Source organism: Henriciella aquimarina, assembly GCF_002088975.1.
GTDB classification, from domain to species: Bacteria; Pseudomonadota; Alphaproteobacteria; order Caulobacterales; family Hyphomonadaceae; genus Henriciella; species Henriciella aquimarina.
Window position 1 is genome coordinate 38,106 of sequence record NZ_NCST01000077.1, and the last position, 19,327, is coordinate 57,432.

Annotated in this window: 41 protein-coding genes; 20 read left to right on the forward strand and 21 right to left on the reverse strand. The window is 60.9% G+C overall.

The window, feature by feature from the left end; translation table 11 throughout:
• Positions 1–203: 203 nt before the first annotated feature.
• The 19 genes from B8784_RS12545 to B8784_RS12630 form a co-directional block, all read right to left on the reverse strand.
• Entirely contained in the window at positions 204–503 is a 300-nt protein-coding gene (locus B8784_RS12545) for a hypothetical protein (RefSeq protein WP_084398296.1), read from the reverse strand.
• On the reverse strand, positions 500–901 hold the full coding sequence (locus tag B8784_RS12550) for a hypothetical protein (protein ID WP_084398297.1): 402 nt from the start codon (positions 899–901) through the stop codon (positions 500–502). The genes B8784_RS12545 and B8784_RS12550 overlap by 4 nt, the downstream gene beginning before the upstream one ends.
• 9 nt (positions 902–910) lie before the next feature.
• Positions 911–1,699 carry a hypothetical protein gene (locus B8784_RS12555; RefSeq protein ID WP_084398298.1) on the reverse strand — a complete coding sequence of 263 codons (789 nt, stop codon included), beginning with the start codon at positions 1,697–1,699 and terminating at the stop codon, positions 911–913.
• Between the two features lie 26 nt (positions 1,700–1,725).
• Positions 1,726–2,001, reverse strand: coding sequence for a hypothetical protein (locus tag B8784_RS12560; RefSeq protein ID WP_084398299.1), 276 nt, complete (start codon positions 1,999–2,001; stop codon positions 1,726–1,728).
• Positions 1,998–2,321, reverse strand: a complete 324-nt coding sequence (locus tag B8784_RS12565; protein ID WP_084398300.1) for a hypothetical protein — start codon at positions 2,319–2,321, stop codon at positions 1,998–2,000. The genes B8784_RS12560 and B8784_RS12565 overlap by 4 nt, the downstream gene beginning before the upstream one ends.
• Entirely contained in the window at positions 2,322–2,735 is a 414-nt protein-coding gene (locus B8784_RS12570; RefSeq protein ID WP_084398301.1) for a hypothetical protein, read from the reverse strand.
• Complete coding sequence (locus B8784_RS12575) at positions 2,725–3,081, reverse strand: helix-turn-helix domain-containing protein (RefSeq protein WP_084398302.1); 357 nt, start codon at positions 3,079–3,081, stop codon at positions 2,725–2,727. The genes B8784_RS12570 and B8784_RS12575 overlap by 11 nt, the downstream gene beginning before the upstream one ends.
• The gene (locus tag B8784_RS12580; RefSeq protein ID WP_084398303.1) at positions 3,078–3,557 is read right to left on the reverse strand and encodes a hypothetical protein; all 480 of its coding nucleotides are present in this window, start codon (positions 3,555–3,557) and stop codon (positions 3,078–3,080) included. Before B8784_RS12580 ends, B8784_RS12575 begins: the two co-directional genes overlap by 4 nt.
• Before the next feature lie 85 nt (positions 3,558–3,642).
• Positions 3,643–4,332: a YdaU family protein gene (locus B8784_RS12585; protein ID WP_084398304.1), complete on the reverse strand. Its 690-nt coding sequence runs from the start codon at positions 4,330–4,332 to the stop codon at positions 3,643–3,645.
• Positions 4,325–4,870, reverse strand: coding sequence for an endonuclease domain-containing protein (locus B8784_RS12590; RefSeq protein ID WP_084398305.1), 546 nt, complete (start codon positions 4,868–4,870; stop codon positions 4,325–4,327). The genes B8784_RS12585 and B8784_RS12590 overlap by 8 nt, the downstream gene beginning before the upstream one ends.
• Positions 4,867–5,241 carry a RusA family crossover junction endodeoxyribonuclease gene (locus B8784_RS12595; RefSeq protein WP_084398306.1) on the reverse strand — a complete coding sequence of 125 codons (375 nt, stop codon included), beginning with the start codon at positions 5,239–5,241 and terminating at the stop codon, positions 4,867–4,869. Before B8784_RS12595 ends, B8784_RS12590 begins: the two co-directional genes overlap by 4 nt.
• Positions 5,238–5,894, reverse strand: coding sequence for a hypothetical protein (locus tag B8784_RS12600; protein ID WP_084398307.1), 657 nt, complete (start codon positions 5,892–5,894; stop codon positions 5,238–5,240). Before B8784_RS12600 ends, B8784_RS12595 begins: the two co-directional genes overlap by 4 nt.
• A complete protein-coding gene (locus B8784_RS22075) occupies positions 5,891–6,022 on the reverse strand; it encodes a hypothetical protein (protein WP_267889986.1) in 132 nt (43 codons plus the stop codon). Before B8784_RS22075 ends, B8784_RS12600 begins: the two co-directional genes overlap by 4 nt.
• Entirely contained in the window at positions 6,019–6,363 is a 345-nt protein-coding gene (locus B8784_RS12605; RefSeq protein WP_084398308.1) for a LexA family protein, read from the reverse strand. Before B8784_RS12605 ends, B8784_RS22075 begins: the two co-directional genes overlap by 4 nt.
• Entirely contained in the window at positions 6,360–6,902 is a 543-nt protein-coding gene (locus tag B8784_RS12610; RefSeq protein ID WP_084398309.1) for a TRM11 family methyltransferase, read from the reverse strand. The genes B8784_RS12605 and B8784_RS12610 overlap by 4 nt, the downstream gene beginning before the upstream one ends.
• Position 6,903: 1 nt before the next feature.
• The gene (locus B8784_RS12615) at positions 6,904–7,365 is read right to left on the reverse strand and encodes a winged helix-turn-helix domain-containing protein (RefSeq protein ID WP_084398310.1); all 462 of its coding nucleotides are present in this window, start codon (positions 7,363–7,365) and stop codon (positions 6,904–6,906) included.
• A 53-nt stretch (positions 7,366–7,418) separates the two neighbouring features.
• Complete coding sequence (locus B8784_RS12620; protein WP_143435466.1) at positions 7,419–7,817, reverse strand: hypothetical protein; 399 nt, start codon at positions 7,815–7,817, stop codon at positions 7,419–7,421.
• A gap of 850 nt (positions 7,818–8,667) precedes the next feature.
• Positions 8,668–8,853, reverse strand: a complete 186-nt coding sequence (locus tag B8784_RS12625) for a hypothetical protein (RefSeq protein ID WP_084398312.1) — start codon at positions 8,851–8,853, stop codon at positions 8,668–8,670.
• Positions 8,850–9,074 (reverse strand): helix-turn-helix domain-containing protein, encoded by a 225-nt coding sequence (locus B8784_RS12630; RefSeq protein ID WP_084398358.1) that lies wholly within the window; start codon positions 9,072–9,074, stop codon positions 8,850–8,852. Before B8784_RS12630 ends, B8784_RS12625 begins: the two co-directional genes overlap by 4 nt.
• Before the next feature lie 88 nt (positions 9,075–9,162).
• Here B8784_RS12630 and B8784_RS12635 point away from each other — a divergent pair, with 88 nt between their 5' ends.
• Positions 9,163–9,768 carry a LexA family protein gene (locus B8784_RS12635; protein WP_158085671.1) on the forward strand — a complete coding sequence of 202 codons (606 nt, stop codon included), beginning with the start codon at positions 9,163–9,165 and terminating at the stop codon, positions 9,766–9,768.
• A gap of 4 nt (positions 9,769–9,772) precedes the next feature.
• Here B8784_RS12635 and B8784_RS12640 read toward each other — a convergent pair whose 3' ends face one another.
• Entirely contained in the window at positions 9,773–10,405 is a 633-nt protein-coding gene (locus tag B8784_RS12640) for a hypothetical protein (RefSeq protein ID WP_084398314.1), read from the reverse strand.
• Between the two features lie 301 nt (positions 10,406–10,706).
• Positions 10,707–10,877, reverse strand: a complete 171-nt coding sequence (locus B8784_RS21615; protein ID WP_158085672.1) for a hypothetical protein — start codon at positions 10,875–10,877, stop codon at positions 10,707–10,709.
• Between the two features lie 141 nt (positions 10,878–11,018).
• Here B8784_RS21615 and B8784_RS12650 point away from each other — a divergent pair, with 141 nt between their 5' ends.
• From B8784_RS12650 to B8784_RS12735, 19 genes are all read left to right on the forward strand, one after another.
• Entirely contained in the window at positions 11,019–11,333 is a 315-nt protein-coding gene (locus B8784_RS12650; protein WP_084398316.1) for a hypothetical protein, read from the forward strand.
• Positions 11,330–11,569: a hypothetical protein gene (locus tag B8784_RS12655; protein ID WP_084398317.1), complete on the forward strand. Its 240-nt coding sequence runs from the start codon at positions 11,330–11,332 to the stop codon at positions 11,567–11,569. Before B8784_RS12650 ends, B8784_RS12655 begins: the two co-directional genes overlap by 4 nt.
• Positions 11,566–11,859 carry a hypothetical protein gene (locus B8784_RS12660; protein WP_084398318.1) on the forward strand — a complete coding sequence of 98 codons (294 nt, stop codon included), beginning with the start codon at positions 11,566–11,568 and terminating at the stop codon, positions 11,857–11,859. The genes B8784_RS12655 and B8784_RS12660 overlap by 4 nt, the downstream gene beginning before the upstream one ends.
• The gene (locus tag B8784_RS12665; protein ID WP_084398319.1) at positions 11,856–12,185 is read left to right on the forward strand and encodes a hypothetical protein; all 330 of its coding nucleotides are present in this window, start codon (positions 11,856–11,858) and stop codon (positions 12,183–12,185) included. Before B8784_RS12660 ends, B8784_RS12665 begins: the two co-directional genes overlap by 4 nt.
• Positions 12,182–12,544 (forward strand): hypothetical protein, encoded by a 363-nt coding sequence (locus tag B8784_RS12670; RefSeq protein ID WP_084398320.1) that lies wholly within the window; start codon positions 12,182–12,184, stop codon positions 12,542–12,544. The genes B8784_RS12665 and B8784_RS12670 overlap by 4 nt, the downstream gene beginning before the upstream one ends.
• On the forward strand, positions 12,541–13,032 hold the full coding sequence (locus B8784_RS12675; protein WP_084398321.1) for a TrmH family RNA methyltransferase: 492 nt from the start codon (positions 12,541–12,543) through the stop codon (positions 13,030–13,032). The genes B8784_RS12670 and B8784_RS12675 overlap by 4 nt, the downstream gene beginning before the upstream one ends.
• A gap of 313 nt (positions 13,033–13,345) precedes the next feature.
• Complete coding sequence (locus tag B8784_RS12680; RefSeq protein ID WP_084398322.1) at positions 13,346–13,702, forward strand: DUF7736 domain-containing protein; 357 nt, start codon at positions 13,346–13,348, stop codon at positions 13,700–13,702.
• Positions 13,699–14,085 carry a hypothetical protein gene (locus B8784_RS12685; RefSeq protein ID WP_084398323.1) on the forward strand — a complete coding sequence of 129 codons (387 nt, stop codon included), beginning with the start codon at positions 13,699–13,701 and terminating at the stop codon, positions 14,083–14,085. The genes B8784_RS12680 and B8784_RS12685 overlap by 4 nt, the downstream gene beginning before the upstream one ends.
• On the forward strand, positions 14,075–14,602 hold the full coding sequence (locus tag B8784_RS12690; protein ID WP_158085673.1) for a siphovirus Gp157 family protein: 528 nt from the start codon (positions 14,075–14,077) through the stop codon (positions 14,600–14,602). The genes B8784_RS12685 and B8784_RS12690 overlap by 11 nt, the downstream gene beginning before the upstream one ends.
• Positions 14,602–15,546, forward strand: a complete 945-nt coding sequence (gene bet / locus B8784_RS12695; protein WP_084398325.1) for a phage recombination protein Bet — start codon at positions 14,602–14,604, stop codon at positions 15,544–15,546. The genes B8784_RS12690 and bet overlap by 1 nt, the downstream gene beginning before the upstream one ends.
• On the forward strand, positions 15,546–16,055 hold the full coding sequence (locus tag B8784_RS12700) for a zinc-finger-containing protein (protein ID WP_084398326.1): 510 nt from the start codon (positions 15,546–15,548) through the stop codon (positions 16,053–16,055). The genes bet and B8784_RS12700 overlap by 1 nt, the downstream gene beginning before the upstream one ends.
• 20 nt (positions 16,056–16,075) lie before the next feature.
• Positions 16,076–16,243, forward strand: coding sequence for a hypothetical protein (locus B8784_RS21620; RefSeq protein WP_158085674.1), 168 nt, complete (start codon positions 16,076–16,078; stop codon positions 16,241–16,243).
• 2 nt (positions 16,244–16,245) lie between these two features.
• The gene (locus B8784_RS12705; protein ID WP_199288582.1) at positions 16,246–16,746 is read left to right on the forward strand and encodes an ASCH domain-containing protein; all 501 of its coding nucleotides are present in this window, start codon (positions 16,246–16,248) and stop codon (positions 16,744–16,746) included.
• Between the two features lie 171 nt (positions 16,747–16,917).
• On the forward strand, positions 16,918–17,298 hold the full coding sequence (locus tag B8784_RS12710; RefSeq protein WP_158085675.1) for an HNH endonuclease: 381 nt from the start codon (positions 16,918–16,920) through the stop codon (positions 17,296–17,298).
• Complete coding sequence (locus tag B8784_RS12715) at positions 17,295–17,588, forward strand: hypothetical protein (RefSeq protein WP_084398328.1); 294 nt, start codon at positions 17,295–17,297, stop codon at positions 17,586–17,588. Before B8784_RS12710 ends, B8784_RS12715 begins: the two co-directional genes overlap by 4 nt.
• Positions 17,581–18,126 (forward strand): DUF1643 domain-containing protein, encoded by a 546-nt coding sequence (locus B8784_RS12720; RefSeq protein WP_084398329.1) that lies wholly within the window; start codon positions 17,581–17,583, stop codon positions 18,124–18,126. Before B8784_RS12715 ends, B8784_RS12720 begins: the two co-directional genes overlap by 8 nt.
• Positions 18,123–18,713 (forward strand): hypothetical protein, encoded by a 591-nt coding sequence (locus tag B8784_RS12725; RefSeq protein WP_084398330.1) that lies wholly within the window; start codon positions 18,123–18,125, stop codon positions 18,711–18,713. The genes B8784_RS12720 and B8784_RS12725 overlap by 4 nt, the downstream gene beginning before the upstream one ends.
• Positions 18,703–18,936, forward strand: coding sequence for a hypothetical protein (locus tag B8784_RS12730; RefSeq protein WP_084398331.1), 234 nt, complete (start codon positions 18,703–18,705; stop codon positions 18,934–18,936). Before B8784_RS12725 ends, B8784_RS12730 begins: the two co-directional genes overlap by 11 nt.
• Positions 18,933–19,325 carry a hypothetical protein gene (locus B8784_RS12735; RefSeq protein ID WP_084398332.1) on the forward strand — a complete coding sequence of 131 codons (393 nt, stop codon included), beginning with the start codon at positions 18,933–18,935 and terminating at the stop codon, positions 19,323–19,325. Before B8784_RS12730 ends, B8784_RS12735 begins: the two co-directional genes overlap by 4 nt.
• Positions 19,326–19,327: the final 2 nt, after the last annotated feature.

The window sequence follows — 19,327 nt, forward strand, 5'->3', positions numbered from 1 at the left end:
GGCGGTGAAAGGGGTCTACGGGACGCGGGGAGGCCGAATTACCAGCCCTATTTGAACGGTAGCTTCCGCGTTACTGCGCGCGCCGCCGCAGATACGAAAACGACCGCAAGCCGATGGGCTGCGGTCGCTATTTTCGAAAACTAGGTTTTGACTATGTGATTTGGTACGCGGGGTCAATATGGTAAATGGCTAGAGGTTGTGGATTACCTGTCGGCGGGCACCAGATATGGGCGGTGCGGTGTCTTCGTGCCGAACTCCAGTTTCTTGATTTCGTCGCGGAGCCACTGGTTGCTTTCCTGCGCTATCTTGGCCTCGTCGTCGCTGATGGCCCTGAACGGAAAGTCTCTCACCGAGGAGGTGTAGCCATGCTTGCGCATCATCTCTGGCAGCCGGCGCAGGTTCTCTGCGATATCATCCAGTGTGGCGCTATCGCGGACTGGCGCGCGCGGCTTCTTCCTCGGCATAGCCGTCAGCAGGCGGAGGCGGGACTGGATGCGGGTCATGGTGCGGCAGGCTCGCTCTCGGTAAGTTGCATATCCAGCGCTCGCTGAAGCAAGTCTATCAGCTTTTGGTGTGAATCTGTATCCCAGACAAGGAAGAGTTGATCCTGATCGAAGAGGCCGTCGCGACCAGCGCAATCATAGTCGGCGGGCTTACCCTCTTCGCCGCGTAGCATGGCAATCTGGTTGGCGGAAACGTCTCCGTCATCGTGCCACCCCTCGGGAAACGGGACAAGGTTCTGGCAGACGAAATCGACACCGGAGCTGGTGCGCCATTTGATCTGCACTTCGCCGTCGCCGTCTAAAGCGAAATAGCTGCCATCTTCGGGCTGGTCGGGAAACTTCATGAAGACGGTGCCAGCTGGCAGATTCAGGAATGTCTCTCGGTCCACGATACGCATGCTATCCTCCTACACTCCAAGATAATCTGCTGCGGCCTTCATGGCAATCTCGACCTGAGTGCGCATGGCCTGGTTGTTGCGTCCGCCGCCACTCTTGTATCCGGCCTTCAGGGCGGCCTCACGATACGGCATGCGGAAGACGATGACGTCCCGCACGATGCAGCGCATCAGGGCGGTCTCGAAGGGCTCCACGGCCGACAGCCACAGCTCCACGGCCTCACGGTGCTTGCGCTCGCGGATGGCGAGCTTCGAGACCAGTTCGGCCATGCGGTCATTGCCGGAGAACTTGCCGCGCTTCGGACGCTTCGGCGGGAAGGTCGGCGGGGCCTCCATCTTGACCAGCTCGCCGTCCTTGTTCGTCTTCCAGACACGCTTGGCCTTGTGCCAGCGATTGATGGGGTCCGGCGGACTGGGCGGGTTCTTGATCGGCGGCAGGGCTTCCAGCGGATCGGCCGGCGGGTCTTTCGGCGCCTTGTGGCTGGCCTCGTACATGCCGGTCTCGAAGCCCTCATATGCATCCCGCAGGCGCTCGGCGGCGAGGCGGAGACGGTGACTGCCAATCGCCATGACCGGATCGCGGGCCGTCTTTGGCCGATCCATGTGGCGCTTGCTCATATAGGCGTTGACGGTGTGGGCCCGGCGCCGGGCCTCGGCAAGGCTCTCCTCTGTTCCCTGCCGGCGGGCATGGTCCTCAGCGTCTCTCTGGCGCTGGATGAACTCTTCCTCGTCTTCGATCGGTCGGGCGAAATACACGCCGATCTGAAGGCTCTTCTGTCGGGACGTTCCGCTCTTGGCCAATGAGGGCCTCCGTAGGGTTGAGGTGGTCATGATGCGTCCCCTTTGGTCAGCTTGCGCATGCAGCGCTTGCACTTCGGAAAGTTGCCGCCGTACCAGAGCGTAGACTGTCCGTTTGTCAGAAAGGCGGGCGCGAGCGCCCCGTCGCAAAGCCGCCTGTATCCGGTCGCCCGCAGGTGCCAGAAATGGACCTTTTCACCCCGGAATATCTGCATCGCCCAGACGCGGTTCGTGCCGTGCGGGACTTCCCCGCCAGACATCTTCGGGCCTTCGTCTTCATGCAGGTCTACGATCTTGTCGCTCATCCCGCCTCCACTGGCTCACGCCGTTTCACTGTCAGGGATTTGAGGGCGGAGAGGGCTTCGGGGTCGGGAGAGAGCTTTTCGATCTTGCGGAACATCCACACGGGCCAGATGTCAGTTATCGACCAGCCGTAGGCTTTCAGGGTGTGGTTATCGATCCCAATCGATATGCAATCACTCGCAGTTCGCCGAATGTCGTCTCGCGTTGTAATGATGGCTCCTTCGGGATACACTCGCCTCACGCGGTAGACGGCCCCAAGCTCCAATGGCTCCGCACCCCGCTCCCAGCGGATGCATTTCACGGCGTCGTTCACATCGAACATCTAGAACCTCCCAGTCTTCGATTGAGCCTTCCCGCCCGGCCAGCGTGCGCCGCCGATGGGGGCTGTCAGGGGTTTGCAGTCGTCGCAGAGCTGGCCATCGCATGGCGTTCCGCAGATGCGGGCCCTGCCGCTGACGACAATGGTGCGCTGGCATGTGCCCTGGAGCTTGTCCGCAGGGTCCGGCTCATGAACCGGCCCGTCGATCTTTTCCAGCTGCTCCCGGATGGCGTCGGCGCCGAGCAGGTTGACGCATCTGATGTCCGCTCTCAGCGTGTTGCGGGCGATGTCGATAGCGGCTTGTATCTGCTTGTGGCTCATATTGGCCTGACGCATTCTCGCGACGGCCAGCATGCGGCGTAGGCGCTGCGGGCGAATGCGGTCCAGGGTGAAGCCGGGGACATGGTCAAGCGGCATCGGCGCCTCCCAACCCAAGCGCCTCGATGCGTCCTATGACTTCGTCAGCATCCCCAAGGCAGAATATCGCATCAGGGAACAGCACCCTCGCCCGGCGCTCGGCGTTCCATACGGTCGTGTGGTCCTTCTTCTGGAATAAGCGCGCGGTCTGGGGTTGGCTCATTTCCGGGAAACGCCAGCGGATGTATGCCATGCACCACATGCGGGCCCTGGCAACGTTCTTCCGCTTTGACTTATCGAGTACGAACTTGCTTGTGATCGTCTCACCGAAATAAGCCGACGCGGCTTGTGTCGCCTCTCCGAGCTTCCGCTCTCTTGGGGTCTGGGTCGCGGTGAAAGCCATCATGTCTTCCTTTCCCGGAACTGCTCGCGGACCTCGGCCCGCTTGCGGTTGGAGTTGTCGATGCCAGGCACCTTGCCGCGGCGGATCTCATTAAGGTGGTCGCAGACCGCGCACATCTGCCGGTCATGGTCGCCACAGCGCAGGGCCTTCGAGCGCCGGAGCGTGTAGGCCCCGCAATCACAGCGGACCGCCCAAAGCGGGTTCCCCTTCTGCTTCGTCTGAAGCTCGGCGATACCTCTGACCACAAAGCGGTTGAATCGCTGCCCGGTCAGATCGGAGAAGGTCGGCGCTGTCTGTCTGGCAGCAAGCCGCTCCCCGCTCATCAGCTCATGTGGCGCGTCCTGGTGGTACTGGTCACAATTTTCCCGCCAGAAGCCATGCTCTTCCCGGCTCTCGCTGGTAACGGTCGCGGCCTCCCGGTTGAGCGGTGAGGATGCGAGCACCGCATCCCATGAGGGTGATTTCGCATGCGGTTTCACTGCGACTGTCCTCCTGACATGAGAGCGATGAGAAAAGCGGTGTAGGCGGCTGTCGCGAGACAGGCCGGCCAGTCGATGCGGCGGATCATGAGCGGCCTCCTTCGATTGCGGTGAGCTTTGGCGAGGGCTTGCCGATCGCGAGCGTGATGCGCTCGGCGCGAAGTTCGCGGGCAAGGCTTTCGGTGAAGCGGTCGAGCACATACTTCCCGGTGACGAAGATGGTCTTGTCCTCCCAACCGCAGACGCTGCTGGCTAGGGCGTTCACTTCGTTCTTGGCGTGCTCCGTAGCCGCTGATGCGCGTAGCCCATCCAGGGCAAGCGCGCATTCATGCGGCAGGTTCTTGGTATCCCCCTTTAGGGGGGTACCAGAACCTTCTGGTTCTGGATGGCAATGCTCCGGCAATGCTTCCGGCATCGCATTGCCTTTGTTTTTCTTGTCTTTTTTCCATCGTTTTTGAGCCGCTTGGCGTGCGATTTCGGCGCGTTTTTCTACAGATTTCCGCGCTTTTTCTAGTTCTTCACTGATCCGCTTGTGACGGATTTCGCCGCCTTCGAGGCAGAAAAACTCTCCTATTCCGGTCCAGATTTTACGGAAGCGATGGGGTGTGACTGAGAGCAGCTTCGCGAGCCGCTTTTCATCGAAGCGGATCGCACCGCCGCGCATCCAGAGTTCATCCAGGAGAAGGCGGTAAGCGCCGTGCTCTTCAAGCGTCAGATGCTTTGTGTCGGCACCGTAGTCGCTCGGGTACCAAGGCATGTAGGGAAGCTCAGCCATTGGCGCGCCTCCAGTCGTCGATCAGGAACGTCTCTACCGTCCTCGAAACGTCTTTGGCGCACTCGGCTGGCTTGTTGTGAATCTCCGACCCGGTGAAGCGCAGGACGGTCCACCCTTTCTGGGTGAGCAGCCTATCCTTTGATCTGTCGCGCGCTGCCTGCTGCTTTGTACGTTCGTGAAATTCATGCCCGTCGCACTCAATGGCGATTTGGAGCGATGGGCCATTCCATAGCGGAGCCTTGATAGCGAAGTCGACGCGATACCGCCCAATCGGATATTGAGCAATTATTTGAAGGCTGGCAGGCAGGACGGCAAAATACTTCCGCTTTGTGCCGGCCACCCAATCGTAAGGCATAAGGTTGCCACGCTGGGCAGCCAATGCATAGGCGAGTTTGCATTCGATCGGGCTATCGCATTCGAGCAGCAGGGCGCGAAGCCCTTCTAACCGCTGAGCCTCAAATTCTTCGACAAGGCCGGGAAGTATTCCATCTTCGAATGCGGCGACCATATCGTCTATTTGCTGTTCGGTTGGTTTCACGCAGCCTCCTCGGCGCGTTCAGCGCCAGTGTTGGGGTCGATTTCGGCAAGGGCGAACTGGCAGGAGCCGTCTCGGACGCTTCCATGCCGTTCGATGACGACGCGCCAGGTCTTGGAGTCGTCAGGCGTGACGCCGTGCTTCACGAGCAGGTCGAGGATCGCCTTTGCCCGATTGTCGATGTCTCCGCGCATCTTCACCGGCAGACGGATGTGCAGGGCGAAGGGGCCGATCACCGGCGGGATACGCGCGGTCTCCAGCACCCAGCCGGCATGTTCGATCCATGCCTTGTATTCCGCCGACTTGTGGCGGCGGGCCTTGCCGGGGAACATGCTGTTCAATGAGGGCGGGATTGGGAGTGTTCGGAATCTCATGACAGCGCTCCCGCCGCCATCGGCTTAATCACTTCCTTGAAGCCCCAATCCCGCTGCCGCAGCACCTGACAGACAGCGCGCTCAATCTTCGGGAGGGGATAGGTTTCTGCGACATACCGAATGCAGTCGGCCTTGCGCCTCGGGAGCCCGATCATAGGATCGAGCGCGATCTTCAGGCGGGTGTATTCAGTGGTCCAGACCATGGCAGCCAGCGCGGCCGGAGAGAGCCCCAGCCCCTCGCCTCGACCGAGCGTCGAGGGATCAATGGCCTTGCCGTTTTTCGGGTACTGGATGCCCGTCTCTTCACAGGTCTGGAGAAGTCGCCACTCATTGTCGTCGTCACCGCCAAGCGGGAGGAGAAGCGACCACTCGGGCGGCAGGTGCGTGCGGCAAGACTTCAGCAGGTCGGGGCTCGGCAGAAGATACACGGTCCGGCAGACGCGAGGATACATCTGCCCCTGAAGCTTCAGGCGTGAGGCAGAGTCTCCATCGCCCTTGATCTCGACACCGATGATCTCATCCTCGCAGATCGCGGCGACGTCGATGAGGGCGCCCCCGTATTCGGCGAGACTGAACTCGAAAAGGATGTGTGCGTCCGGCTTGCGAGCGCGAAGCCAGAGAGCAGCCAGGTGCTTGAGGTCATCGGCCTTCATGCCCCAATCCCCCACATCCAGTTGACCAGCTTCACAGCCGCAGCAATGACGAGACAGGTAGAGGCCGCGCAGAAGGCGAGACCGATCTTGGTGCCGGGGTTTCTCCAGGTGAGGGTGTGTATCGTCATGAGACATCCTTAAGCGGGGTCGGGGCGTGTATACTTTCGGGCCGGGCTTCGATGATGACCGCATCCCCGATCTGCGGGCCGCGTTCGGGACCGTCCCAGCGCCAGCAGCGGGCGGGGGATTCAGAGGGGATGCGTTTCAGGATTTCGATGGCGCGGGCGCGGGCGGGCAGCCGGCGAATGAAACCGCGCTCTTCCAGCGCAACCAGCATCTCATGCGGGCGTTTCTTGCCGGGATATCCGAGCCTGTCGGCAAGCTCTCGGATGCTCGGCATCACGCCATGCGCGTCATAGTGCGCCTGCAAGGCGAGGAGACAGTCTTTCTGGCGGGGTGTCAGGCTCATGCGGCGGCCCTCCCGACGAACTCGGCAGCGCCTTCGCTCGACTGGTCAAAGAGATACCAGGCAGCGTTATCCTTGCCCGTGTGTTCGGAGTCCGCGATCCATTTCACGCGCCCGACAGAGACGATCTTCCGGCAGTGCTTGAGGTATGGTTCCGCCTGAACGGTGTGCATCCAGTCGGCGTCGAACAGGAGCCAGGTCGGCCTGAACGACGAGAACCGCAAAATCATCTCGTGCAGCAGTTGCCGCGTCCACGGCGGGTTCGTGATGATGAAATCGATCGAATGTTCACGCCAGACCGGAGAACCCCAGTCCCTCAGTGCGTCCTGTTTAATTACATCGGGAATGCGTCGCTCGATGTCGGACATGCCCGCACAGGACATGCCGCCCGCTTCGAGCGCACGAACGAGGTCGCCATATCCAGCGCATGGTTCCCAGAACAGAGAGTTGTACGGCAGGTGAGGCAGCAACGGCTCCACAGCCTTCGCTGGCGTGATGTAAAGGTCCGCCTTCATGCGGGGAAAGTCTGATCGCTTGCCCATCCTACGCCGCCCTCCCCTGCTCCGACTTCGTGACGGCGCGGTACACGTTCCGCTCCGCGGCGCCCTCGTATGGCGCCCGACGCTCTCCCGTGGCTTCCGCCCACCCCGCGCTGACCAGATCGGACATGCGGGGGCGGGCCGTCAGAAGGTTTATGCCGGTGACCTCAGCAACCTCGTCAGCAGTCATCGGGCGCTCGGCGATGGCCTTCCAGATCGTTCTGTGGGTGTCGTTAAGGACAGCCTTCTTTGCCGCGGCCTGCGCTGCCTGCGCAGACGTGCCGCCGGTCTTGTGGTTGCGCTCGACGTGGAAGTTCTGCGCCGATGGAGACGCCTCAGATTTGATGCGTTCACAGCAGCCCTCGCAAATCGTGCGAAAGCTGGTCAGGCGCGGATCACGCTTCTTGCGAACATCGAAATACGACCACGATTGATGGCACTCAGGACATGTGAAGCTATCGCTCATCGTTCCGATCCTCCAACTTGCCGTGCATCCATTCGGCGCGGTCTTGCAGACGCTCAGAGCGGCTCAACGTCCGGCGAATGGGGCCTGGTCCGATCCAGCCGATCAGCTTCAGCAAGGCGCGCTTGAAGCTCTCGACGGCGCTCGGTGAGTTCTTTCGTTCGCTCATCGATCTCTCTTTCAAGTGCCGCGAGTTCGCCCGCTTCCATGGCGGGCGCCTGCACGTAGGTGACGATGCTGCGCCAGCCAGCGGCGGCGATGAGCATCAGGGTGAAGTGGTGGGGGATGAGACCTGCGCGCCAGTTGCAGACGGTCGAGTGCGAGACATCGACGCCGGCGGCTTTCAGGTCATTGTGCTGAGCGGTCGCGGACGGCCAGTGCTGGTGTTGCTTTTTGCGCCACCGGGCCTCCATCGTCGCTTCCAACAAGTTGGGATTTGTTCGCGTGCTTTTCATGATCGCTAGCTCCATGTTGAACCTCGACAGGACGAGGCACACACGAAGGAGCGCGATGAATGGACGAGCAGGTGCGCAGGCATTTGGAGTTTGCTGCGAAGCACCTTGAGCAGGCCGTCAGGGCCGACAGAGCATTTGGAAATAGCGAGCCGGACACCTCGGGGACTGAGGCGCCCGGCTCTTGCGCTTCGCAGGCTGGGCGGGGGAGCATCGCACCTGCTGGCGCAAATAGTGGGCCGGAAGGGGGCGCAATCCCCTCCCGGCCGTCGCGCGGTCAGCCCGGAGAAACCAGCGGGCCTGGACACGCGAAGACGGGTGCGCCGGGAGAGGGTACGGGCCTCCCCCGGCGCGCGCGCACAACAGCATTCGGAGGGCCTGCGTGCGCGAATGGAAACTGAGTTGAGATCAGAACCTGCGGCGAAAGTGGCATCGCTCACCTTGCCGCCGTTCCTAGCCGAGCTGCAGCCACGGCATGAGGGTTTCTGCCCTCGCAGCATCCGGTACGCCGGGGCCGGACTCCCCCTACTCACACCCCACGGTATCGTGACGATGCACCGGCAAGCGCCTCTCTTGGCTTGCACGGCACGACGCCGCTTTTCGGGGAGCTTTCGCTCTGGGATCTTGGAAACTGAGCCGGGATTGACGCGATTATCTGAGCGACCGGCGGCGCCCAAGGCATCGCGCCCTTGTTCTGGTGAGGGTCGGCCAACCTCCCCTTTCCCGGTGGGGGCTGAGGCATGAAGACGGTTCATTGATACGCCCTCCCCGCGCGCAGGTCGCGCATGCCCTCCATGGGCAGAGGCGCGGGCGGGAGGAAGACGAGAGAAAGGATCCAGTTGACCGTGTGCATCTAGAGCGCCCTCCAGAAGGAGACGGCGGCCCGGACCGGCCACGTCGCCGCGAGCGGGACAAGCACACCAATGAGGAGAAGGCCGGGCACCACGCCACGGTCATCGACCCCGACCCAGAGATTCCTGGCCATCAGGTCGAAGAGGCCAATCGTGAGGTAAAGCGAGATGCAGAAAGCGAGCGTCATGGCTGCACCGCCTCGGGCGCGCCCTGCTCTTTCTTCGAATTGAAGAAGTCGTTCGCGGTAACCTGTCCGCCGGTGTGCTTGACAATCTCCGTTAGAATATCCGCGTGGGGGCGACGTGCGCCGGTCTTGTAGCGATGCAATGCCTGGCGGCTCACGCCAATGCGATCCGCGAAGTCGGCGTCCGAAAGGTTGTTCTTGGTAAGCCAGTCAGCGAGTGTCATACCCGCCTTATGTCACCATTCTGGTGACGATGCAAGTCACCAATTTGGAATATCGTCACGTCGCCTGATTGGTGACAGCTTCGAGCGCATGGATACTGAAGGCAAATGGCCCAACGGACTCACGGCGCTGATCGAGCGCCGCGGCATTAATCAGGCCGAGCTGGCGCGTGCACTGAACACGAGTCGGCAGAATGTCGGCCGCTGGGTAAAGCAGACGCGGAAGATCCCGCTCGACGTGGCCGAGAAGATAGCTGAACACCTGAAGGTGCCGGTTTCCGAAGTGCTCTACACTGACGGCGGCGGCGTTGTGTCCGCGCCTCTAATTTCTTGGGTGAGCGCATCCAGGCTTACGGAGATGAGTATCGACCAGGTGGAAGACGCCCCGCGCGTGACGGCGCCTGATTTATCTGCATCTGGTGAGTGGATAGCCCTACGTGTCCAAGGCGATTCCATGGACCGCATCTCCCCGCCGGAGAGCATCATCTTTGTGAACCTGCGCGAAAAGGCCCTCGTGCCAAACGCCTGCTATGTGATCGCCGACGAGGATGGAAACGCCACATATAAACGATACCGGCCCGACCCACAGCGGTTCGAGCCCGTATCAGTGAATGATGCTCACCAGCCTATCTTTGTGAGGGAAGATCAGTCGCCTTCGGTGCTGGGCAGGGTTAGGAAATCGATCCTGAGCCTATAGGCGATCAGGACTGAATGCAGTCATTCAGACGTTCTGCGACATCATCGATGACAGGAACGATTTCGTCAGCCCTTGACCCCTTCCAAATTCCCACGGGCATGAACCCCCTGTTTTCAATGGCCCCTGTGGAATGAGAGGCGCGCTCGATCTTCTTAAAGGTCAGAACGTACTTTTCCTCCTTCAGCGCCGCCTCCACATCGAAATCAAGCTCATTTTCGAATAGAGCGGAATCCGCGAGCGCCGCCTGCCAACCAGATGCCTGGCCATAGTTTTCCCGTCCTGACAGAACAACGATGTTCTCGCTATCAGATATATATTTGAGGACCTCACTACCCTCAACTGTCGAGCGATTGCCGGCTTCATAGTAGTTGCCGGTCGCAGGGCCCACCCACGACCTCGATGTGTCTTTTGCGACAAAGCTGTCGATGGAGAGGTTTGATACTCCACACCGGGCGACTCGATCTGTGAAGCTTGCGGTCTCTGGCGCCGGATATTTGAAGGTGACCTCATCAACATATTGCTGATCATAATCACCAGTGGTGGTGGTATAATTCTCCGGCAGAACGGGCATTTCCAGGCTCGTCGCGCAACCCGCAAGCATGGCAGCCGACGCGGCAATAGCGGTTATGCTTTTCATCTTGATCCTCCCTCAATCTCAGGGCGCGATGAAAGCGCGGGCAGGCTGAGATTGCAAGCCTGTCATTATGCTCGCTTCGATTTCTCAATGTAATCGGTCGCGTCATCTGGATCGGGAGGGCGCTGGGGTGAGCCGGATTGTGACTGTTAGATGCCCGCGCTGCGGCTTCGAAGCTGACTTCCCTCAGCGCGAAGGCCGAACCAAGTGGACGATTGACGCCACCGAGCAGAAGCGGCTTTGCACCGATCCCGACTATGATCGTATCGAATGCCCGACTTTCGATGACGCTCGACGCCGCACCCTAGGTTCGCTCTAGTCGCCTCATCTTTCTATTTAGGCGACCAGCCAGCCACTTGAAGAAGAAGCGCGGCACATAAACCGGCCCGACCTTGAAACGCTTTCTGATCTCCCGCGAGTGAAAGTAATCGCCCTCGCGCCAAGTCTCCGCTTCGATTTCCACGATCATCTTCATCGCCGTTTCCCTTTCCGTTGAGACGGGGAGGATAGCAGCACACGCACTGATCGTCACCATTGCGGTTACTTTTTTGGTCTCGCCCTATTGACGTGTAACCATTTTGGTGACACTAAGGTCTCAACCCAACGGGAGAGACCCATGACCTTGAGTATCCGAGAACGCCGCGAGGAAGAGACCCGCGCCAATGTCGAGGCGGCGCACTATGCCGCCCGTAATGACGCCGAGTATGCAGCCGCCTGTTTCAACGTTGCCGCCGATCTGGCCGCAACCCTGATCCGGGCCGGACAGAAAGACCTGATCCCCGCCGTCATCGACACCTACCGCGAGTCCATCGTGGATGAGTTCACCGACATGGATGTGATGTACGAGGCCCTCTCTGACGAGAAGGTCACAGCAGCGGCGCATGGGCTTGCCCATCCCGGCGGTGATGAAGACCGGAGGGCTGCGGCATGAGTGCGCGCGCACCACACGAAGAAGGTTTCTGGTGGGGCCAGTGGCACACCAAGGCGCCAGGCACGGCCGACCCGGACGACGGCACGGGCGACGAATGGGAGGTCATGCACGTTGTTGAGAACAGCTGGGACGAGGGCCACGAAGACCGCCTGATGGTGATGGTCCCCGGCGTCGCAAAGTGGCAGCCGCTCACCAACTTCCACTGGGGTCCGCGCGTGGAGGACTATCAGCCATGACCTGCGCCGTCACCCTCACCGAACGAGCCGACCAGCTGCGTGAAGCACAAGAGACGTTCGCTGATGCCTTCGCAGACCTGCTTTTTCTGGCCGGTGTGTCGACTTCTCAGGAGTCGCATCTGGTCGAGGCGGTCTGCAAGGCCATTGATCGCTACGAGCCGGAAGACGCCATTCAACAAGCGCTGTGGAGAGGTGTTTCGCATATGCATGACGGGCGCGGTGAAGACCACGATACCTGTCTGCGCTGTGGCTGCAACTTCCGGCATGAAATCCACCGGAGGATAGCATGACCACCGCCGTCACCCTCACCGCCGACTTCGATAGCGCTGTTCATGTTGCCGAGCAAAGGTTCGGCGAATGGACCGCCGAAGCTCGCAAAGCCGGACGCCGCCCTGAGTGGCCATACGTGCCGATCATTCGCATGAGGAAATGCAATTGCTGCGGCCCTCAGACACAGCAAGTCCAGGGCAGAGCCTACGAGACCCGCGAGGAAGCCCTCGCGTGCGCCGAACGCGTGATTGAGCGCATGAAGGCGGACTTCATCGCAAAGCTTCTGAACCCTCGCTACCGCGCGCTGCGCGAAAGCGTCGGCATGCCCTCGGAGATTTCCTCATGAGCGTCGCCGTCACCCTCACCGCCCGCGATGTGGTCGATATGTCGGCCTTCCATCGCCGGATCGTGGAGCGCGAGACCATCGCCTCCCTTCGCCGCCGCGTCCAGAACGTCATGGGCTATCTCTCGGTATGGGGCATTGACGGCTTCAACCGGGCGAAGCTCGAAGGCGACCGCATCTGCACCGAAGCGATTGCGACCCTGCCGGATGAGCAGTCCCGCCTGTTCCTGCCGCTCGCCGCGATCCCGCACACGCCAGAATCCTTCGACGGAACGTGGATGGACCTGCGGCTTGTCTTCGACCGCGTATGGAACGCCACCGCCCGCTTTGACGGGGATGATGAGGAAGGGGTCGAGGCATGAGCATCCGGGGATATTCAGCAATCGGCGTGGACGGCATCAAGGATGCTGTAAACGCCGGGTCCGTCCTTCGCGCGGCGGGCTGCTATGGCGCATCGCTTGTCGTCTTTGGCGGTCGCCGGATCAAGCGCGGCGACATGGTGACGGACACCGGCAAGGTGTGGAAGCACAAGCCCGCCGTGAGTGTCGATGACGTGATGGATGCCATCCCGGTCGGGGCAAATCCTGTCGCGGTAGACCTGATCGGGGGCGCGACCCCGCTGCATGAGTTCAAGCATCCGGAGAGCGCGTTCTATATCTTCGGGGGCGAGGACCGCACGCTCGGCCGCCGCGTCACGGACAGCTGCTTCGCGACGGTCTATGTGCCGACGCTTGGCTGCATGAACCTCGCCGCGACCGTGAATGTCGTCCTGTACGACCGGGCCGTGAAGCGCGGCTTCCTCGCCCCGGCCAGCCTTGGTTATCGTGGACTTCGCGAGGTCGCAGCATGACCCCCTCCACCCCCGCCCATGAGCCGAAACCCTCCAATCACGGGAGAATTGAAATGCTTGACCTCAACACCCGCCTTTCCCGCCATGAGCCGACCTGCCCAAGAGCGTAGGCTGTCCGCGAGCGGGAAACAGACCGCCACGCCGAACGCATCCGCGAGGCCAACCGGATCAACATCAAGATCATGGATATCCGCCGGCGCATGGCAGAGCACACCGCGATTGCGGAGGCTCACCTGGATGAACGCGACCGGCTGGAAATCGCTGAAATGCTGGCCCGCAAGGAAGCGGCTCAGATTGCAGGAGGTGAAGGCTGATGGCTGAAACAAAAGAATTTCCAACGCTGCAAATCGCCAGCGCAATCACGGGGATCGGTCTCTGTGAGGGCATGAAATACAGCGACATGCAAGTTGCTTTCGACCACATACTCGGTCGCCCGGTCTGGACCCACGAGCTGGGGCACGGCGCAACCACTGAAAAGGTTCGCGAGCTTGGCTTTGCCCAGTTTCCAGACATGCCGGCACGCGAAGAAGCGCAGGCCGACTGGAAGGCTGCGGCGGCGAAAGCACTGGCGGCATACGGCGAGACAGTGACCGTCAGGCGCGGTCAGGATGTGCGCGAGGCTGACCCAATCTCAACGGCAATCGAAATGCGCTCAGGAGGCCAGTCATGACACTGGACATTGATAGGCTGAAGAGGCTGAACGCTGAGAGGACGCAGGAAGACTGGGAAGCATGCGACCGAGGCGACTACTCCGATTTCGACGGCAACAGCCGTGTGATTATCGGCGATGATCGCCGCATTGCCGTGGTGCAAACCGATGGCGACCCGGAAACGATGGCCAACGCCGCCTTCATCACCGAGGCCGCCAACCAGATGGACGCCATCCTCGCACGGCTGGAAGAGGCTGACCGGTTTGAAGAAGCGCTGAGGCAGATCATCGATGAGTCCACCGGTGTCGATGAAGACCTCAATGCAGGAGAGGTTTGGTGCCTTGAAACTGTCGCCAGCATCGCCCGCGCCACCCTTACCAATGGAGATGAGAATGGCCGATAGCGCGAAACCCGATGACGCCATTGCCCGCCAGATCGAGGCGGCGAAGGCCCTCAAGGCTGCGCTCGGCGCCGATGCCGAGGATGCCGAGCTTCTTCACGACATGATCGAAGGGGAAACCGACCTCTTCGAGATGATCGATGGCGTGGTCGATGCCATTGGCCAGGACAAGGAACTTCTGGAAGGCATCGCCGCCCGAGAGAAAGACCTGCGCGACCGGAAAGAGCGGATCAAATACCGCATGGAAGGGCGCAAGGCCAAGATCGAGCAGGCCATGATCATTCTAGGCGACCGGAAGCTCGAACGGCCAGAGGTCACGCTTTCGCTGTCGAAACGCGCCGACAAGCTTGTGATCGAGAACGAGTCCGATGTCCCGACGCAGTTCTTCAAGCGGCAGGATCCTGTTCTCGACAAGAAGGGCCTTACCGCGGCGCTGAAGGCGCTGACTGAGACCGACGAGCCCATCCCGGGCGCACGCCTCGAACCCTCCCCCGACACGCTATCTATCAGGAGCAAGTGATGACACAGACACTGCCGGCCAAGTCCGGCTTCACCGAAGCGCAGCTCCAGATCATTCGGAAGACCTGCGCGCCCGACACCAACAATGACGAGTTCAACCTCTTCATTGAGAGCGCCCGCCTCTACGGCCTGAACCCGATGAAGCGCCAGATCATGGCGATGGTGTTTTCGAAGAACGACGCCAGCAAGCGGCGCATGTCCCTTATCGTCGAAATCGGCGGTCTGCGTTCGATCGCCGCCCGCTCCCGCCGGTATCGCCCGGCAAGCGAGCCAACGCAATTCGAGTACGGCGCCGAGAAGACTGACACGAACCCTCTTGGCATAAGCCGGGCCGTCGTCACCTGCTACAAGCAGGACGACGCAGGCGAGTGGTTCCCTGTCGTCGGCGAAGCCTGGTGGGACGAGCACGTCAACACGAAGGACAAATGGGCAAAGGATCCAGAGACTGGCCGCAACTACAAGACCGGAGAGCAGGATCTGGCAGATGCGTGGAAGCGCATGCCGCGCCTCATGATTGCCAAGTGCGCGGAAGCGCAAGCCCTGCGCCGCGGCTGGCCGGAAGATGTTGGCGGTCTCTACGAGGAAGCCGAAGGCGACTATTACGACGACAATCTCACGCCCACCGAAGCGCTGGAGGCCAAGGAAGCAAAGGACCGCAGCGAGCGGATCGGCCGCGCCAAGGGCGAGTATGCCATCCAATTCGATATGGGCGGGGCCATTGAGATGATCGCGCCAGGCCAGATGCACGAACGCATCGACGGTTGGCTGAACAGCGCCGAGACCACCATGGAAATCCTCGACTTCAAGGCCCGCAATGCGGAGAGCCTGAAGCGCTATTGGGCCGATCACAAGGACGAAGCCCTCGATCTCAACAAGAAGATGGAAACGAAGCTCTCGGCTCTGAAGGCCGACGCCAACAAGGCGCAGCTCGAGGAGACGACCTGATGTGCAGCAAGCCCTTCCCCTGCGCCGAGTGTGGCGGCATCCCAGCACAGACGACCGGGCGGGCCATCTACCCGCACCGCCCTGACCTGTTTCACAAGTTCTTCTATCTGTGTGGTTGCGGAGCCTATGTCGGCTGCCATCCTGGGACCGAAGACCCGCTTGGGCGTCCGGCCCATGCGGAGCTGCGCAAGGCCCGCGGCCAGGTCCACAAGGTTCTCGACCGCATCTGGATGAGCGCGCCGAACCAGTACGAGCGCGGCGGCAAGCTCACGCCCCAGCAGCTCCGCAGCATGGCCCGCAAGCGCACTTACCGCTTCCTCGCGGACCGAATGAAACTCACCGAGGATGAGTGTCACACCGCCATGTTCGACATCGAACAGTGCAGGGAGGGCGCATCGATAATGAGCTTGCGGATGACGTTCCGTGGGGCTGCGATGACGACGAAATCGACTGGACCGACCCCGTTTACGCGAAACCCGCAGAGCGCCCCGCCCAAGTCTCTCCGGTGAAGGAAGGGGAGGGCTGAGGTATGGCTGACATCAAAAACGCCATTTGCGTGGGGATGTGCCTGCTGGGCTTGATTGGTGGGCTATTGGCCACGCTCTCCCTGTTGGTCTGCCCGTCCCTGGTCGGGCTCATTTGGGCGGTGCTCGGCCTTCCCGTCTTTTTCGTATTTGGCAACCTGATCGAGGAATGATCATGACCGATCACATTCCAGGTAATGCTCTAAGCGTCCGCCAGCCATGGGCATGGGCCATCATTCACGGTGGCAAGGACGTGGAGAACCGGAACAAGGCCCCTTTCGGGACAAAGAACTTGATCGGTCGGCGCATCACTATTCACGCGGCGCGCGGGATGACGCGCGACGAATACGAGTCCGCAGCCGAGTATATGGAAAAGCTCGGCGTGGCGTGCCCGCGCCCAGATGACCTCATTCGCGGGGGCATCATCGGTCACGTCCGGCTTGATGATGTCGTCAGCGAGCGCCCAAGCCGCTGGTTTTTCGGCCCGCGCGGGCTTGTGGTCTGCGATCCTGTCGCCGTTGATCCTGTCGCTTCTATCGGACAGCTGGGCTGGTTCAACTGGAAGCCGGGCGGCGCGCTGCAAGAGCCCCTTCCGTGGATGAAGGCGTGGCCGGACAGGCCTTCACGCTCAAGGGCCGTGAAGCCGCCTGCAGAGACGGAGGATTTGTTTTCATGACCCTCCCCTGGTCCCAAGTCCCAGAAGAAGAGATGCCTTATGAATGGGTCGATTGCCCATCGTGCCGCGGCAGTGGTGAGTCCGACGAATGTTCATGCTTTGACGATACCTGCTGCTGCCTAAGCCCATCCTTCGAGGACTGCCCACACTGCCGCGGCGATGGAGGCTGGTATGGCTAGACGCCCCGACTGGATCAAGGACCGCAAGCCATTCTCCGAGGCCGTCAAGCGAGCCGTTCAGGAGCGCTCTGGCGGCACCTGCGAGAAGCTCGGCTGCGAGGCCGAGGGCGAGGAATACGATCACGGTGTCCCGGTCGCGCTCGGCGGGGAAAGCACGCTGGAGAACTGCCGGCTCCTCTGCACCGCATGTCATCGCCGCAAGTCATCGCTCGACGTGAAGATGATCGCGCGGGCCGACAGGAAGGGCGGACGCTCTGGCCAGTACGCCCGCCGCACCAAGGCAAAGGCAGAGGGACGGCACAAGGCCATACCGTCCCGGAAGAATCCGTGGCCGAAGGGCCGGAAACTACAGAGCAGGAGTACCTGGAAATGAGCATCAACGATCCGAAGTACAGTTTTTCGCAAGACCGCATTACCAATGTCGCAAGCGGCGAGGTCGTGCCGGAAGATGAGCCTTGCATGGTTTTTCGCGCACGAGACCGACACGCCATCAGCGTCATCAAGCATTACATCAGCCAGCTGATCGAAGACCCGGACGTTCCTTCTGAGCATTTGAATGCCGTTCTTGGCCGGCTAGATGCCTTCAGGGAGTTCCGCGCCGACCACCCTCAGCGAATGAAGGCTCCCGACACGCTCCTCACCCCCGGAGACAACAATGACTGAGAAGACCGACATTCGCCGCGTGGCCACTCTGTCGGATTGCGGAAACTACCGCTACCGGCTTGGGCGGATCATGCGGGAGCCGATGCCCGTGGAGAGCATGGCGCTGGCGTGGTATACACCGCCTCGCGTCATGGCCTTCGTGATGCTCAACCCGTCCACCGCCGACGCTTACGAAGATGATCCGACAATTCGTCGGTGTGTCGGTTTTGCGCGACGTGATGACTATGACGAAATCTGCGTGATGAACCTGTTCGCTGGTCGCGCAACAAAGCCTTCCGACCTGTTCAAGATGGACGATCCCGAAGGCCCTGACAACCGCGAGCACTGGCAGGCCCTCAAGAAATCCAGCGCGACCATTATATGCGCGTGGGGTGCTGACCGCCGCGCCATTCCGCAGGCCGAGAAGTTCATTGCCTTTATGGAGGGGCGAGACCTGCACTGTCTCGGTATGTCCAAGGACGGACACCCTAGGCACCCGCTGTATCTGAAATCAGAGACCCCCGTTGAGCCGTTTATTCTGAAAGGTGCCACCCAATGACTGAGAAGACCGATACAGAGCAGCTTAAAAAGCTGAGCGAGCGCGCGAGGAAGCTGGCGGACGATTGCATGCCGCCGAGCATTGCCAACGCCGAACGCATGCCCGGCGAAATGATGGGCGTTCAGATCGGTCTGTTTTCCAGACTGGGGCGGTTCGCTCGTGACATCGAAGTCATGCTCCGCTCCGGCGACCTTGTCCCACGCTCAGCCTCTGTTCCTGGGTGGCGGGACGATGAGATCTGCGAAAAACTCGGATCCTGGCTCTCTGCTGCGCTCGAAGACGATAACGTCTGCGATGAGTTCAAGGCGGATATTCGGGCCTGGTTCGATGCGGGGGAGCCTGCAGGGCATTCCGGTCTCGTCAACTCCCCCACACGGGAAAGGGAGCTGGAGGAAGCGGGCCCGTGCGAATTGCCCCAGTTGCGCGAGATCGCCAAGTGCGCCCGCAGGCTGCTTGAGGGAGCATCTGGCCACTACATTAACGCAGAGGACCGCTGGTGCCTAGAAACGGCGCTGGACCTTTATGAGGGCATCTCACACGAAACGATCCCTGACCGCAAAGCCCTCGGAGGCAGTGATGACGCTTAGGGAGAAGATGGAGGCCAATGCATTTCCGTACTTCATCAATGGTGAGGATGGAGAACACCTCATGGCAATCGATGTGAAGGACGCCATCGCCATCTTCAAGGACTGGCTGGAGAGTACGCCGATTCCAGAGCACCCGGATACGCTTTACGCGCGCACCTATTATGACGGGTATACTGCTGCGGTGAACGTCCTCGCCCAATCCCTCAGAAAGGATAAGCCATGAGCAATATAGAGAGGCTGGCTGAGGTCATCGGGAAAGCGCTGTACGATGCCGAGCAAGCGCGCGTGCGGGCCGCAGGCGTCCGAACAAAGACATCTCACATTCCGTGGGAGAAAGCCGACAACGGCAATGCCGATCAGCGGGCATGGTGTCTTCAGAGGGCCTCCAAAATTGCCGACGCACTCAAGGCTTGCGGGCTGGAGGTGAACCCGGAGGGGACGGGGGAGCGTGCAGCTTTTCTCGATGGCGCGCGCATTCGGCAATATGGTCGCAATAAAGCGCTAATACCGCAATTTGATCTGGTCTGGCCGGAGCGCCTTGAGCACGATGCCGCGGAAAAGCTGCTTGAGCAGTTCACCGCCCGCCGCGCCTCTCTCAGGGAGGAAGGGTGATG

What these genes read in the sequence shown, in the direction of transcription:
- B8784_RS12685 (WP_084398323.1), top strand. Translation starts at nt 13,699, where the DNA reads ATGACACTGGACATTGATAGGCTGAAGAGGCTGAACGCTGAGAGGACG.
- B8784_RS12720 (WP_084398329.1), top strand. Translation starts at nt 17,581, where the DNA reads ATGACTGAGAAGACCGACATTCGCCGCGTGGCCACTCTGTCGGATTGC.
- B8784_RS12710 (WP_158085675.1), top strand. Translation starts at nt 16,918, where the DNA reads ATGGCTAGACGCCCCGACTGGATCAAGGACCGCAAGCCATTCTCCGAG.
- B8784_RS12560 (WP_084398299.1), bottom strand. Translation starts at nt 2,001, where the DNA reads ATGAGCGACAAGATCGTAGACCTGCATGAAGACGAAGGCCCGAAGATG.
- B8784_RS12675 (WP_084398321.1), top strand. Translation starts at nt 12,541, where the DNA reads ATGAGCATCCGGGGATATTCAGCAATCGGCGTGGACGGCATCAAGGAT.
- B8784_RS12575 (WP_084398302.1), bottom strand. Translation starts at nt 3,081, where the DNA reads ATGATGGCTTTCACCGCGACCCAGACCCCAAGAGAGCGGAAGCTCGGA.
- B8784_RS21620 (WP_158085674.1), top strand. Translation starts at nt 16,076, where the DNA reads ATGGCTGACATCAAAAACGCCATTTGCGTGGGGATGTGCCTGCTGGGC.
- B8784_RS12595 (WP_084398306.1), bottom strand. Translation starts at nt 5,241, where the DNA reads ATGAGATTCCGAACACTCCCAATCCCGCCCTCATTGAACAGCATGTTC.
- B8784_RS12640 (WP_084398314.1), bottom strand. Translation starts at nt 10,405, where the DNA reads ATGAAAAGCATAACCGCTATTGCCGCGTCGGCTGCCATGCTTGCGGGT.
- B8784_RS12620 (WP_143435466.1), bottom strand. Translation starts at nt 7,817, where the DNA reads ATGAAAAGCACGCGAACAAATCCCAACTTGTTGGAAGCGACGATGGAG.
- B8784_RS12630 (WP_084398358.1), bottom strand. Translation starts at nt 9,074, where the DNA reads ATGACACTCGCTGACTGGCTTACCAAGAACAACCTTTCGGACGCCGAC.
- B8784_RS12725 (WP_084398330.1), top strand. Translation starts at nt 18,123, where the DNA reads ATGACTGAGAAGACCGATACAGAGCAGCTTAAAAAGCTGAGCGAGCGC.
- B8784_RS12610 (WP_084398309.1), bottom strand. Translation starts at nt 6,902, where the DNA reads ATGGGCAAGCGATCAGACTTTCCCCGCATGAAGGCGGACCTTTACATC.
- B8784_RS21615 (WP_158085672.1), bottom strand. Translation starts at nt 10,877, where the DNA reads ATGAAGATGATCGTGGAAATCGAAGCGGAGACTTGGCGCGAGGGCGAT.
- B8784_RS12650 (WP_084398316.1), top strand. Translation starts at nt 11,019, where the DNA reads ATGACCTTGAGTATCCGAGAACGCCGCGAGGAAGAGACCCGCGCCAAT.
- B8784_RS12545 (WP_084398296.1), bottom strand. Translation starts at nt 503, where the DNA reads ATGACCCGCATCCAGTCCCGCCTCCGCCTGCTGACGGCTATGCCGAGG.
- B8784_RS12550 (WP_084398297.1), bottom strand. Translation starts at nt 901, where the DNA reads ATGCGTATCGTGGACCGAGAGACATTCCTGAATCTGCCAGCTGGCACC.
- B8784_RS12655 (WP_084398317.1), top strand. Translation starts at nt 11,330, where the DNA reads ATGAGTGCGCGCGCACCACACGAAGAAGGTTTCTGGTGGGGCCAGTGG.
- B8784_RS12625 (WP_084398312.1), bottom strand. Translation starts at nt 8,853, where the DNA reads ATGACGCTCGCTTTCTGCATCTCGCTTTACCTCACGATTGGCCTCTTC.
- B8784_RS12680 (WP_084398322.1), top strand. Translation starts at nt 13,346, where the DNA reads ATGGCTGAAACAAAAGAATTTCCAACGCTGCAAATCGCCAGCGCAATC.
- B8784_RS12660 (WP_084398318.1), top strand. Translation starts at nt 11,566, where the DNA reads ATGACCTGCGCCGTCACCCTCACCGAACGAGCCGACCAGCTGCGTGAA.
- B8784_RS12700 (WP_084398326.1), top strand. Translation starts at nt 15,546, where the DNA reads ATGTGCAGCAAGCCCTTCCCCTGCGCCGAGTGTGGCGGCATCCCAGCA.
- B8784_RS12690 (WP_158085673.1), top strand. Translation starts at nt 14,075, where the DNA reads ATGGCCGATAGCGCGAAACCCGATGACGCCATTGCCCGCCAGATCGAG.
- B8784_RS12605 (WP_084398308.1), bottom strand. Translation starts at nt 6,363, where the DNA reads ATGAGCCTGACACCCCGCCAGAAAGACTGTCTCCTCGCCTTGCAGGCG.
- B8784_RS12665 (WP_084398319.1), top strand. Translation starts at nt 11,856, where the DNA reads ATGACCACCGCCGTCACCCTCACCGCCGACTTCGATAGCGCTGTTCAT.
- B8784_RS12670 (WP_084398320.1), top strand. Translation starts at nt 12,182, where the DNA reads ATGAGCGTCGCCGTCACCCTCACCGCCCGCGATGTGGTCGATATGTCG.
- B8784_RS12615 (WP_084398310.1), bottom strand. Translation starts at nt 7,365, where the DNA reads ATGAGCGATAGCTTCACATGTCCTGAGTGCCATCAATCGTGGTCGTAT.
- B8784_RS22075 (WP_267889986.1), bottom strand. Translation starts at nt 6,022, where the DNA reads ATGACGATACACACCCTCACCTGGAGAAACCCCGGCACCAAGATCGGT.
- B8784_RS12730 (WP_084398331.1), top strand. Translation starts at nt 18,703, where the DNA reads ATGACGCTTAGGGAGAAGATGGAGGCCAATGCATTTCCGTACTTCATC.
- bet (WP_084398325.1), top strand. Translation starts at nt 14,602, where the DNA reads ATGACACAGACACTGCCGGCCAAGTCCGGCTTCACCGAAGCGCAGCTC.
- B8784_RS12600 (WP_084398307.1), bottom strand. Translation starts at nt 5,894, where the DNA reads ATGAAGGCCGATGACCTCAAGCACCTGGCTGCTCTCTGGCTTCGCGCT.
- B8784_RS12565 (WP_084398300.1), bottom strand. Translation starts at nt 2,321, where the DNA reads ATGTTCGATGTGAACGACGCCGTGAAATGCATCCGCTGGGAGCGGGGT.
- B8784_RS12635 (WP_158085671.1), top strand. Translation starts at nt 9,163, where the DNA reads ATGGATACTGAAGGCAAATGGCCCAACGGACTCACGGCGCTGATCGAG.
- B8784_RS12705 (WP_199288582.1), top strand. Translation starts at nt 16,246, where the DNA reads ATGACCGATCACATTCCAGGTAATGCTCTAAGCGTCCGCCAGCCATGG.
- B8784_RS12715 (WP_084398328.1), top strand. Translation starts at nt 17,295, where the DNA reads ATGAGCATCAACGATCCGAAGTACAGTTTTTCGCAAGACCGCATTACC.
- B8784_RS12570 (WP_084398301.1), bottom strand. Translation starts at nt 2,735, where the DNA reads ATGCCGCTTGACCATGTCCCCGGCTTCACCCTGGACCGCATTCGCCCG.
- B8784_RS12735 (WP_084398332.1), top strand. Translation starts at nt 18,933, where the DNA reads ATGAGCAATATAGAGAGGCTGGCTGAGGTCATCGGGAAAGCGCTGTAC.
- B8784_RS12585 (WP_084398304.1), bottom strand. Translation starts at nt 4,332, where the DNA reads ATGGCTGAGCTTCCCTACATGCCTTGGTACCCGAGCGACTACGGTGCC.